9 protein-coding genes are annotated in these 12,685 nt (G+C 51.4%); 3 read left to right on the forward strand and 6 right to left on the reverse strand.

Going from position 1 to position 12,685, the window contains the following annotated elements; translation table 11 throughout:
* Position 1: 1 nt before the first annotated feature.
* The 4 genes from ACK3R5_RS16895 to ACK3R5_RS16910 are packed head-to-tail and all read right to left on the reverse strand — an operon-like array spanning position 2 to position 5,701.
* Positions 2-829, reverse strand: a complete 828-nt coding sequence (locus tag ACK3R5_RS16895; protein ID WP_411968945.1) for a hypothetical protein — start codon at positions 827-829, stop codon at positions 2-4.
* Between the two features lie 2 nt (positions 830-831).
* Complete coding sequence (locus ACK3R5_RS16900) at positions 832-3,906, reverse strand: hypothetical protein (RefSeq protein WP_411968946.1); 3,075 nt, start codon at positions 3,904-3,906, stop codon at positions 832-834.
* The gene (locus ACK3R5_RS16905; protein ID WP_411968947.1) at positions 3,903-4,829 is read right to left on the reverse strand and encodes a hypothetical protein; all 927 of its coding nucleotides are present in this window, start codon (positions 4,827-4,829) and stop codon (positions 3,903-3,905) included. Before ACK3R5_RS16905 ends, ACK3R5_RS16900 begins: the two co-directional genes overlap by 4 nt.
* Positions 4,826-5,701: a hypothetical protein gene (locus ACK3R5_RS16910; protein ID WP_411968948.1), complete on the reverse strand. Its 876-nt coding sequence runs from the start codon at positions 5,699-5,701 to the stop codon at positions 4,826-4,828. Before ACK3R5_RS16910 ends, ACK3R5_RS16905 begins: the two co-directional genes overlap by 4 nt.
* A gap of 440 nt (positions 5,702-6,141) precedes the next feature.
* Between ACK3R5_RS16910 and csa3 the strand changes: the two genes are divergently transcribed.
* The gene (gene csa3, locus ACK3R5_RS16915) at positions 6,142-6,795 is read left to right on the forward strand and encodes a CRISPR-associated CARF protein Csa3 (RefSeq protein WP_411968949.1); all 654 of its coding nucleotides are present in this window, start codon (positions 6,142-6,144) and stop codon (positions 6,793-6,795) included.
* 110 nt (positions 6,796-6,905) lie between these two features.
* Here csa3 and ACK3R5_RS16920 read toward each other — a convergent pair whose 3' ends face one another.
* Positions 6,906-7,208, reverse strand: a complete 303-nt coding sequence (locus ACK3R5_RS16920; protein WP_390225841.1) for a hypothetical protein — start codon at positions 7,206-7,208, stop codon at positions 6,906-6,908.
* 242 nt (positions 7,209-7,450) lie between these two features.
* Between ACK3R5_RS16920 and ACK3R5_RS16925 the strand changes: the two genes are divergently transcribed.
* Entirely contained in the window at positions 7,451-8,131 is a 681-nt protein-coding gene (locus ACK3R5_RS16925; protein ID WP_411968964.1) for a metallophosphoesterase family protein, read from the forward strand.
* A gap of 348 nt (positions 8,132-8,479) precedes the next feature.
* Here the strand turns inward: ACK3R5_RS16925 and ACK3R5_RS16930 are convergent, their stop codons facing one another.
* Complete coding sequence (locus ACK3R5_RS16930) at positions 8,480-8,899, reverse strand: cold-shock protein (RefSeq protein ID WP_411968950.1); 420 nt, start codon at positions 8,897-8,899, stop codon at positions 8,480-8,482.
* An 819-nt stretch (positions 8,900-9,718) separates the two neighbouring features.
* Here ACK3R5_RS16930 and ACK3R5_RS16935 point away from each other — a divergent pair.
* Positions 9,719-12,616: a queuine tRNA-ribosyltransferase tRNA-guanine transglycosylase gene (locus ACK3R5_RS16935; RefSeq protein WP_411968951.1), complete on the forward strand. Its 2,898-nt coding sequence runs from the start codon at positions 9,719-9,721 to the stop codon at positions 12,614-12,616.
* Positions 12,617-12,685: the final 69 nt, after the last annotated feature.

The raw sequence follows: 12,685 nt of genomic DNA on the forward strand, positions 1-12,685 counted from the left end.
GTTAGAGACTCAGCTCAACGGCCGATTCGAGTTCATCGACGCGCTTCATCTCCTTGAGAGAATCAAGCGAGACATCTGCCAGTGTGAGTTTTTGGGACTTGCTGAGCGTCTTCACGTCCTCGATGGTCGAGTCCGAGAGGTTGTGTTTCGCCTGGAAGTCGTCAAAGCTCTGGAGTGACTGATGCTGCTCCCAGTTTCTGACGGCGCTCTTCCACTGGTTGACGAAGTTCGATGCAGACCCACTCGAATCCATCAACTCTCGAGTCAGGAGTTGGTGCATGCGGTTGAGCGTGCGCGAGAAGTCAGTGTTTTTCCCCCCGAGAATCTTCTGCAGTTCTTCGGCCGCACTAACCTTCTTACTCCACTCTTTTCGCTCCGACTTGAGTCGACTCTCGATAGTTTCGGTGACGTTGTCGACCTGACGTTTCGCCGACCGAATATGTCCGATTTGTTTCTCAACTTCGGGAGTCAGCTGGACTTCCGGGTTACCACTACCCCCGCTTTCTTCGAGATCAACGTCGTCGTCCATCTCGTTACTCTGGATGTCACCCAGTAAGTCGTCTTGCGTTGTCTCGATAGCCTTTTTTGCGGCCTGTGAGGCGCTACCGGTCATTGTCGGTGCCGAACCATCGAAGGCACCTTCAAGGACCGTCTTGTAGTACCGAAGATCCCGAAGACTCGAGATGAGTTTGTCGAGGTCGCGATTTACTTCGCGGATGTTGTGCCGGGCGACCGAGACGTGGAACTGGGTGTTCTCCGCTTGCTTGTGTTTCTTGGCCTTGTCTTCGAGAGCCTGGACGACGGTGGGTAACGACTGAGTGCTGGACATTGTTACAGATCCTCTGTGATGTTGTTGATTTCCTGCCGTTTCTGCTCGTACTCGGCGTACTCGCTGAGTTGTTTGATTCTGTGTTCGAGGTCGGCCCCAGTGGAGTGTTCTTGGCCCTGAAGGGCACTGATGAGTGAATCCAACGCCTCGTATATCTTCCACGCACGCTGCTCGTGGCGACTGCGAGCGAAGTCGTGCAATCGAGCGACGAGCGTCACGCCGGTCGCATCGTCCATGCTCTGGAACCGCTTGACGTCCTTCCCGAAGGACGTGAGCTTCACGTCTTCGGGTGAGTCAGTGAGGGTCTCGAAGGCTTCCTCGTAGGTCGGTTTGATGGTCAGGTCCATCACACCGGCACACTTGTATAGCGTCTCGAACCACTCAGCAAGGTCGTGGACCGTGTGACTGCTGTCGTACCATCGCTCAACGGGTTTGAGAGCGGACTGGATATGCGAAGCGTCTTCCTCGGCAGTGAGTCGCTGAAGTTCGGCCGCGTAGTCGGATATATAACCGAATAGCGTCGAGACTTTTGTCTTCGCCTGTTTGCGAGTCGAGCCGATTTTATACGCGTCGGGTAGGTCGCCCGCATCGATCATCATCGCGTCGTCGACGTGAGTTTCGAAGTCGGCAGCGACCTCTCGCCGGGCTTCTGCCAGACGGTCGTAGTCGACGACGTTCGACTTGAGGAGGAAGAAGCCCTCAATGAGGTCGTTGATGTCGCTCGAGCGCTTGGATAGGTTGTTGAAGGCTTGACTGAACGCACTACTTCGGTCGAAGTTTTCGACGATCGGTTTCCCGTACGACTGATTTGTATCGTACTCTTCGAAGACAAGTTCAGCGGGAATCTCATCGCCTTCGACCTCTTTCCCCTGTGCAGCGTTGACAAGGAAGAACTGTGCCAGCACGAGCGTTTTCTTGATAGTGAGTCCTTCGGGGAGACAGTCTTCGACCTCCTGGCGCATTTCACGCTTGAACTGCGCGACGTTGGTATCGGCCCACGCCCGTAGTCGGTCGAAGTTGGTATCGTTGGTGTCGAACAGCCCAAAGAGACCGTACTCGAGCATTGGGGTGTAGAGGTCGGCGTGTTCTACGCCCCACTCAAGTTCGATATCGATGCTTGCCTGTCGCTGCTGGTCTCCCTGAATCGACACGGGGAGGTTGTCACCGCGTGCGTAGTAGATTGCACTTGCGGAACGTGTCGATGCGTTCGGGTTACCGAGACGAGTTGGGTCGTGCCAGCGTTCGAGGACTTCGACTGCACCGTCGTGGAGTGTGTCTGAGCTGGGGTACTCTTCGCCGTTTTTTATCCAGTCTTGAAACTCCTGATATTTGCGCTCAAACTCACGCTCCTCTTCTGAGAGTTCAGGTTCGTCAATGACGGTTACGTCGTCATCTTCCTCGTCGAGGTCGGTCTCACCGTCATCCTGATCGTCTCCACCAGTTTCTTCATCGCCATCCTGGTCGTCCTCGTCCTCACCGGTCTCGTGCTTCGGCGTTGGTGGGTTCTTGATTTTGCCGAGGACGGCACTCCCCTTGCCCTTATCGAACACGACGTAGTCACCCTTCACTGGTGCCACGTCGCTGTCAGGGAGGTCGATTCCGAAGGTCTCGAAGATACCGACCTTGACGCCGACACCCCCTTCGACAGGAACACCGTACCAGCGGCTAAGGTCCAGATAGATCTGGTCGTACTTCATGTCGATCCCGAAAGTTGGGGTGTTCACGTTGGCGTTCGACTTCATCGCCTCGTAAGGTGGCCAAGACGACTTCAGGCAGTGTTTCACGACCCGCAGGAGGAGTAGCCGCGGAGTCTTGCTGTCACTACCCTCATCGTTCAGTTGACGGTAGGCGACGTGAACGAACCGCTCGTTGAATGGGTACAATCCGTCGAAGGCGTCTTCGACATCGTCGGGCGCTGGTTCGGAGGTGGAGTGGCGCTTGATTGCATTGAGGTACGACCGAGTGAGTTCGACGGAGACATCGTCGTCGAGGAAGTAAGCCGCGCCATTCTCATCGCTCATTGTCAGATACCCTTCAGACCTACCCTTCATGTACGTGGCCGCATCCGAGTGAGCCATCGCGTCGTCGATGTTTTCCTGTTCCCACCCGATTGTCCATCCGAGGACAATGTCGTAGTGGCTACTGCTCAGTTCGAAGATGTGGTCGAGAAGTTGCTCCTTCAGAACAGAGAATGTTGTTAGGTCTTCGCAGATGAGGACCGGTCGAATACCCTTCTCTTGGTACAGTTCAGAGTACTCCTGTAGTTGCTCTTTGAAGTTACCAACGAGGTTGTTCGAGAGATACTCATGAGCCTGGTTCTTCAGAGCCGGAAAAATCAACTCCTTCTCCTCGCGTAACTTATCGCCGAAACTCAGCTTCAGGTGCAGATCGCGGTAATCATCATCCGTCAGAAGTTTGAAGTCAGGATTGTCGTCACGGGATTCGAGAGCTTCTTGGTAGTCTTGAATATTCTTGGCGAATATATCACGAAGGTCCGTACCGTCGTCACGCTCTTCGGTGAGTTCACGAAGTTCTTCATCCGTGAGCAGACTGGTAGACCAGTACCCACGGAGAAGCCCTGCGATAGGTTCGGCCAAATCGCGAGGGTCGCTTCCCTGAATGTTCTTTACGTCAACGTCTACATCAAGAGGGTCAGTGAGGACGTCGATAATCTGCTCCATCTGAGTCTGGCTTCGGGACACGTGAAGCGCAACGTAGTCCTCGATACCGTCGTCGTCTTCACCAAAGCCGTTGATTTGGTACTTCGTCCATTCACAGAGTTGACTCTTCCCGGAACCGGGTTCACCACGAACGATGAAGATTCGGTTCGGGTCGTCGAGGTTGGACGCCGTGATGGATTCGAGTACGTCTTCCTGGGTGACAAAGTCACCCGAAACGCCGAGGGGAGTCAGCGTATCGGCCCAGATTCGGTCGATGTCGACGTGGGTTTCTTTGAACTGTTCGGGTGTCTTGGTCGCCGTGTGTGCTTCCGAGGTGATGAAGTGGTCAACTGGGTTGTCGTCCCAGTAGCACGGCATCTCGCTAGCAGCCGAGAGTTGTTGAGCGTCTTGACTCATTGTTGGGTGAGGTGTTGCGTGAGGGGGTACTGGTAGGCCGTTTCGTCCGGGTGCGAATGAATCGAGATGCGGGTCACATCACGTCGGTTCCCTCGAACGTCTTCGTTGAGATCCTCCGGTGGAATTTTGACCGCGTTCTGTGAGTCACCGGGACTCGATAGCGAAATAACGCCGTCATCTTCCATGTTGCGCAGTACGTCGGCGATTGCTGGGTGAACACGGGGCGTTCCCGAGCGCTCTTCGTAGACACTGAACAGGTTATCGTTGATCCAATCGAGTGCACGACGGAATTCCCCATTCTTGGTGATGGCGTCGTCGTAATTCGGTTTCTCGTCAGAGCTCATCGGAGCGAGGGCGAGTGCATCGTGTATCAGAGCCCGACAGGGACTCAGGGTAATGTCGTCTTCGGACTCGATGATCAGTCCCAGTTGTTCGCTCAACGTCACCCACATATCGATCTTCTCGTCGGTCCAACTGAAATCGTAGTCAGTCTCACGCTTCAGAATAGTGCGGAGGTTGTCACGGTCTCCGTTCACAGTTCGGGTTCCTTCGTTCAACAGAGCTCGATAAACTGCTGCGAAGTGTGTTTGCCGTCCCCCCTGTTGGTTGCAGTGGTACAGGAGTCGTGCTTCGAACGGTAACCCAACGAGGTGGCGCTCGTTGATGCGCTCGACAGTGTCCCTGATGTCTCCCGAGGGACTCTCGACCAAGTCGACCGCGTTCATGAACCGAACCGTCTCTTCGACGTGATCGGTTTCGACTCCGCCGCTAGTCGGCTTCCCGAACTTCTTCGTAAGTTCGGAGACGGAGGTCGGGCCTTGGATGGCGTTGTAGATGTGTTTGAGTTCCGGTGCTCGCACCGAGATGAACCCGGTGAGTAGTTTGTCCGGCTTAGAACTGGCCGGTGTGAATTTCGTGCTCATGTTTCCTCCTGATGGCGATATCGGTATGCGTCAAGGCGTTCTTCTTCGTAATCCACCCGTTCAAGCATGTCCAGCATGCTGTTCGCGATCTTCTGTGTCGGGCCTCGCTCGGTCCACGAACGGAGTGCCTCGCGGATACGCTCGGAGTAATCTTCGAGAACCTGGTCGACATCCTCGCGGATGAGATAGTAAATCGGATCCCAGGCTGGACTGTCCGCTGGAAGCTGTGTGTAGTCGAAGAGATCGGGGATTGAGCCCGCATCGAGACCCAACCGCTTGTGGTGGGCCGAAATCTGATGGAAGTACAGATTCTGTGTCGACGATAGCGGAAGGTCCGAGTCGAGATTGTACTGGAGATACCGCTTCAGTAACCCCTTGTACTCGACGACGGTACACTCGAACTCGTCGACAAACGATTTACCCGGTTTTCGGGTATGGCGTGGCATCTTTGGGGTACTCGTGTCAGTGACGATTACGTACGGCACACCGTCGGGCCGCTTCCGAAGCAATCGGCGAACGACGTCTTGCTCGTCGTAGACACTCTCATCATCCCGTAATTCTTCAGTCAGCATCTCTTGGCTGACATAGTGAATCAGTGGAAATTCGACGTCGGCAACTCCGTTCGCTCGCAAGTTCTCGTTCGGGAGGAGTTCGTATTCGACAAGTCGCAACCCATTATCGTAGATACCGGGGTGGGCGACTCGGTCGAGGCCGAACTGTGCGAGAAACGGCAACGAACGGAGTTGTGCACGTGCTTGTGAACCGGTCTTCGCGAGTTGTGGGTCTCGGAGTACGAAGACGAAGTCTCGTGTTCCGATGAAATCCGCGAGTGTGGGGCTTTCTGAGTCGGGCGGGTCGGGTGGGTCTTGCATGGTTCGCTTGGGAATCGTTTGTTGGCGTCGAGTGTGGGATGGACGCCGGCGCTCGCATCCTCAACATAGCAGTAGCTATGCCGAATCAGCCGTTTCAGGCCTTTTCGAGTGAATGCGACCGGATGGGACTTTCACCCCCGGTTACATAAACCTGTCGTGCCAATGACAATTGGCAGAGCAGAGATATCACTACCGCGAATGGGTGGATGTCACCCGATTGCGGACTGTGCGAGCAATTGTCAAGTCTGTTGCGATTTGTCATATAGTTATCGCAAGTGCAACAGATCGATGACAATTGCAGTGGTTTGGGATGATTTCGGCGAAGACAGACTAGATCTCTCGCGATAAGTGTCCGTACCACCTCAATTTGTGTGCGGAAATCATACCAACTGTTGCACTAATTCGGAACAGTAACCAAGGTGAATATCCAATCTGCAGATATGAGAACCTATCTCGCCCCCTTAGGATTTGACAGTCGGCGTGTCGTTCGGCCTGTGCTTAGCATGGGTCTCGACGAGGACGACCGAGTGATCTTGTTACAACCGGCGAACGGTTCTGAGCGAGGTGAAGACGCCTTCGACGAAGTAGAAGAGGTTCTGACTCAGGTCGTCCCTAGTCTTGATCTGAAGTCAGAATATCTACCCTATACAGATTTCATCGAAACAACCCTGTATTGTGCCGACCTCATGCAGGCATCAAAAGGCGAAACTATCGTCATCCTCGGTGGAGGCGCGCGCGAGATCCTTTTGCCATTGACAGTCGCTACGTTCACGAACGAGAGTTACATCGATACAGTACTCCAAGTGGGCGATATCGATAGTAGCGTCCGTCGTATTCCACGTCTAAATCTTCGCGGAAACGTCTCAGACGCCGAAACAAAATTACTCAGTGAATTGTCGGAGTTAGACACACCCCTGTCGATAAGCCAAATTGCTAGTGAACTCGACAAATCAAAGAGTACAGTTGCTCGCCACGTCGATAGTTTGGAATCAGAAAATTTGGTGATAACAGAGAAAGAAGGACGGACGAAAACGGTTACTTTGAGCGACAGTGGCCGCGTATTCTTGAAAGGCATGAGGCCAAAAGTTATCTGATATGTTGCGTCGATACTGAGGTGAGAATAGTTCCAAAGCAACCAGCTGATCTCTAATAGCGAGGTGGTAGTTCAGCCAAACCAATAAGTCCGAAAAACCAGAACGTAGGTCTACTTATCACCGTTCTCTAAGATCTCTTCCCGTCGGTCTTGTAGGAATTTCAGTGCACCCTCGAGGTCGTTATCTGCACCCAATCGTTGCCAAGCATATGTCGGAGTTCCATTAGAGACCTTGGCTCCGAACTTCTCAAGGATGCCCTGTTGGACCTCATTAGCAGGTACTCCCTCCCAGGGACTCGGAAGATGCGGGTCATCGCTCTTCCGCGGAACGACCGCGTATCGAGCACAGTAATCGATTACCAGTTTCATTTTTTCACCCGCATCCTCGTACGCTGTGATTCGTTTTCTTCCCATCTAGCTCAGGAATAGTTTTCCTGCATACATAATATTTCAGCAAAACAAGGTAGTTCAGTTAGCGACTCATCGTTGGCGTCCGTTCATCGAGCGAATGATTTGCCATTCATTCTTGGAATCTGTAAGTTTCGGTTCGTATCCTCCATAGGCAATTCAACAGTTTTCTACGCCGAACGACGACATGGAAACTCGCAGCCAGCACCGCTAGAAATGGTGATACTCTGGCTGTTCGAATTGTTCACCTGAATTTTAGAGTCGAAGCAACCGAAGGTGTTCCAGGTTTCAAACGTGCTATCGAGTTCGCAGTAGGGAAAAACGTTGATGCTGTCTTTCACTCGGGTGATTTGTTTCATAACGACCGCCATGGTATCTCTGAGTCACTTTCTTCGACGTGTCGCGAACAGCTTTCGTATTTACGATCAGTAAACATTCCATTCTATTACATTCTGGGCAATCATGAGCGTAAAGAGGGGACAAAGATACTGAAAACATACGAACGGGACGGGCTTGCAACCCACCTGTCTACTACCCCTGCCAAGGTCGGAAGACATCTTGACCTCTATGGGGTTGATTTCATCCGGCAATCTGAGTGGGAGCCAGCACTATTGAAAGGAACTCGATCTAATAATCAATATTCAATTTTAACTATACATCAGTCGGTTCAGCCGTTTTCTTCATCAAACCGCGCAATTGGTACTGTCAGTGACGTGCTTCGGTGGGCACGTGAGCACTGTGGTGTCAACTTTGATGCGCTCGCACTGGGACACCTCCACAAACAAATTGAACAAGATACTGATGGTTGTAAGGTGGTGTGTGGTGGGTCGACAGCTCCCATCGGCTATAAGAAAACATCACTTACACCGTCTGTGGGTCTATTTTCAGCCAGTCCTTCAGGTATGAGATATCACCGGTACCATCTCTAATCTATGGACAAATAGCCAACCTGTGCCTATTTCACACAGCGTGGTTCGATTCGCCTGTCCCATTCGACGAGTTAGCTGGTCCTGACCCGACTGACGCGGTGAGCCATTTGGCGACTTTGTGTCTCGAAGAAGTGTTTGTTGAACTATTAGGCCAGGAGAATTGACTGGGCGAAGTGCTTGAATTGACTTTGGAATCAATTTTAGATCAAATTCAAAGGATGACACTGAATATCAAACATCTGAATTGAGTAATGCTACAATATATTTATTTCCAATAACAACACCAACTGATATCCCATCGTCACACTATTACAATTGGAAATCACTAAGTCCTAGATACTATACTATCTATAGTAAATCATTCTTACTGCCAGTGATGTCGTCTTTGAATGGCGATTTACTGTCTTTATCTTCATTTTCTTCATTTGGCTCATCTTTTCTTTTCTTTGTTCGACCACTGTACTTTGTGTCATCATACTCCGAATCACGGGCACGCAAGAATCGTTCGTCTACTGAAGATTCAACTTGTTCCGAACCTTTCTTGATAATGTCAAGGTTTTCGGCGTGGAAGCCTTTTCTGGTGGAGTATACATCAAATTCAAACCGCCACCCCTCTTCTAAGTTGTCACCACTAATATCCGAAATGTGAAAAAATACATCGGTAGTCCCGCCATCTTTCACATCTAGCGTTGATAAAAATCCATACCCTTTGCTATCCTTGTACATCGTAACTGTTCCAGTTGCGTTCTCAGCACGTAATTCTTTCATACAGAATGGTTATGTTTCTCTCCCAAAAATGATTTCCCTATACAATTATAAATTCAGATATTACAAACATGTGCACGAATTCATGAAACTCAGCACGATAATCGCTGTTATGTATCAAGATCAATGAAAAATCGGATCGGGTATCCATCAGATTTCTATGGGGGTTTTTTGACGCCTCCAACGGGTGGAGGCGTACCAATGACCATCCAGAAAAATACGAATTGGACTATTTCAGTAGTACCGTTACTTCTAGAAATTCACAGTAGACTGCCCGTTCAATCGAGGGACCGTCGGATATGAGTCTTCGAGTAGATGACGTAAGTGAGGTCGATATCTTCAGTTTGCTAGGCAACCGACGTCGGTTACTCGTAGTCCGTTACCTCTCGCTGTTTGAATGCGGAACGAGAGTCAGTGTTCGGCACGTCACGAGAGTAATTCGCGGCGTTGAAACCGGTACACCTCCAAGCAGCGTGACTACCAGTCAGTATGAATCTGCATACAACAGTCTCATCCAGAATCACCTTCCTAGGATGGCCGATCATGGTCTTATCAGATACGATGAGCGAAGTAAGGAAATTGTCGTCTCACCAGTGGTCGATCAATACGCTATCCTCGCTATAGCTACTAATATTATAAATTAATTGTAACAAATTCCAGTTTTGTGGGTCTAGACCCGCTGTCGGTAGGCCAGCTCGTGCTCTTTAAATAATATTTATAGATTCCTCTGATATTTCCTCTTATAATGGTTGCCAACCCAGGAAAGAGAAAGAGACATACATAAGGTGAGATGGTATTATGACTAGGTAGGTGATCTAATCTGTGCGATTCTATGTTCCAGAATGGGACGATTGCGTCGATGCTGGCTACGATTTCGAGCACGACGAACTCTCTACACTCGACCGTCAAGCGCGCAAAAAAGACTACATCTGGGATATTTTCGAATACGATAATACTCCTATCGACGGGGTACTGATTTCACGTGAACAAGTCGAACAGTCACAACGCAAATTAAAGCGATTGCTCAAATACGGCGTGTACGATGACCCCGAACTGTCGGTCCCGGAGTGGCTCCCGACAATCAGTGATTGCGGGGCGTGGGGATACAAAAAATTCCCGTTTCCCCCGTATGACAACAAAGAGATGCTGGATTTCTATGAGAAGATGTGTGTCTCCACCGGGGTTACTATCGACCACCTCGTATTAGGGTCCGGAAAGGACAAAGGTCGTCTCTATCTCGACAAACGCGCCTTTAGTGGTGGATTTTCGAAGTCCGACATCCCAGACGACCTTACTGAGGCTGTCGACTTGATGGTCGACGAGTGGCCCGACGAGTGGCCGAGCTACGTCGACGACTACGAGAAGAGTATTCGCACAGATGATGCGGTTAGTCCTTTTACACAGTCTGATTTCGAGGGTAATGTCGATGATGTCCTCGCTGAGTTAAACGAAGACCCGCGTGCAGTGTATCGCGAAGACGATGCGGCATTCCGGTACAAACTCACGCTCGACAATGCTCAGGAGATGTACGACTTATACCACAATGGTGACTACTCGTTCCGGTTGATGGTTGCCATCCAGGGCTGGGACCCCGACTCCTACGTCGAAGCCCTCGAGAACGTCCTTGGGATTGGGTACGACTACGTCGGGATCGGTGGCGTCGCAGGTAGTCCAATCCACGACGTCCGAAAGATAGTGAAAAACGTTGGGAAGTCCGTCAAAGCGTTCGAACGCGAACATACCCGTCGAATCGACACACACGTCTTCGGATTCGCGAAGACGGAAGGATTCGATATGGTCGGGCGGTCGGGGATGACGAGCTTCGACAGCGCGAGTATGCTTCGTTCGGCGTGGACGGGCGGTGACAACTATCGCCTCGATCATGGCGAGCGGTACGATGCAATTCGTGTTCGGTATCCCTCGACTCACGATTCGTTAGACGAGGCCATCCAGACGTCGCTCCGTGGGCGAGAAACCCTCGTTGCGCTCCGAGCCTATAATGATAAAGAGTCGATCACTGATGCGGTCGATGAGTGGCACGAGAAGGCAGCGACAATTCTTCCAAAAACTCAGGAATATCTCCGCGAACACCGCCACGACGATCAGTATGACAAGTCGCGTCTCCAGGACATCGAAACTGTCCTTCGTGATGACCTGGACGATGTCGCTCACGAACTACATGCCAGTTTCAGCAACGACCTGAGAGGGAGGATCGTGAAACTCCTGCGGAAGGACGACCCAGAAGACCCACTCGAATTCGCTGAGTATGACGACCTGCTGAGCACTGCAGCAGACGAATTTGCGGAGTTCCCCCGGACGCCTGCCATACTCCCAGACGCCGATTCGACTCCGTACGATGAGATTTGGGCTGTTGTTGAGGACTATGCGACGTGGGTTGGTGACGACGATTTACTCGAGGCGTACCAGCGAACGCTCGCCGAACGCCCATGGGAGAAATGTAACTGTCCAATCTGCGAGGAGCACGAAATTGAAGTCTGCATCTTCCGTGGGAACGACCGAAACCGTCGCCGTGGATTCCACAACACCCGCCGCTTCTACGACGAATTCACCGACGCAATTCCGAAAATTCTCGTCGCGATTCAGGGATCGGCTAGTCTCAGTAGATACGAGACAATCGAAGAGTACCTCCGAAGCGAGGAACCTGGCTTCTGGCAACACGTCCATGACCTGCCTGTCGCTGAAATTGGTGTTTTCGACGCTTCGGGCGTCACTGAGTGGTGGACGGAAACGAACTCCAGTGTCTCGTTTTCACGAAGTCGGATGGCAGAGAAACTGCAAGAAGAGGCGAAGCGGTACCAACATCTGTTCCTCGTCACGCCAGATGGTGATATCGATTCTGAAGCCACTGAGGCAGTCGAATCGACCTCCTGTGAGTTACACACGTTTGCCGATTCGCCTGCACTTCGAAGAAACGTCCTCGAAACATGTGGAGAGGATTATGTCGTCGGTGACGACTTCATCCCACACGCTCCAGAAGCGAATCCCGCTGATGGACTCAACATACTTGTCGTCGACCAATGTTCGGGCAGTAAGGAGTTCCCGGATGGTGCGCCCGTATTCGACGCAGCGGAGACGATCCAATTCTCGCGAGAGGAGTTGTTAGCCAAGGATAACGTCCCCGCTATCGGAGCGCGTGACCTATACACTGGACGCCAACAGGAGTTTGTTCGAGAAGCAGTACGGAAACTGAGAGATGACGGGCACGAGGTGGAACGGTATTTCATCAGTGCTGGTTTCGGGTTGGTTTCTGAGAACGAACCGTTGCCTCCGTACGAGGTGACGTTCAGTTCGATGAGGGTCGCCGAAATTCGTGACCGGTCCTCAAAACTGCATATCCGGTCTGACTTAGAGAAAGTAGTCGACGAGGGTGACTACGACGTCGTATTCTTCACCCTGGGGAAAGATTACTACAACAGTATCGATATCGACTCGATGGTACGGCGTATCCCTGCAGACCAGATTGGAGTCGTGTTCAATCGTGAGATTGTGGACGAGCAGTTCGACAATATCGTGTCTGTTCCCGCCCGAACAGAAGACGCCAAGAATCACGGTACAATTGTTGTCGGTCTGAAAGGGTTGTACCTGAAAAACTTCGCGCGACGTGTTGGTGATGTCGAGGTATTAACCCCCGAACTAATCGAGACACTGTGTCGAGAAGTAGAAGAAGAACCGACTCAAGCGGCACTCGAACAATATTAGTCAGTCACGTTTGATTTCTTTTAGATATTTCTCAATTTTGGTACCATTCTAAGTAGCCGACTGTCTATT

Origin of the sequence: Haloferax sp. YSSS75 (genome assembly GCF_046764215.1) — an archaeon.
Classification (GTDB): domain Archaea; phylum Halobacteriota; class Halobacteria; order Halobacteriales; family Haloferacaceae; genus Haloferax.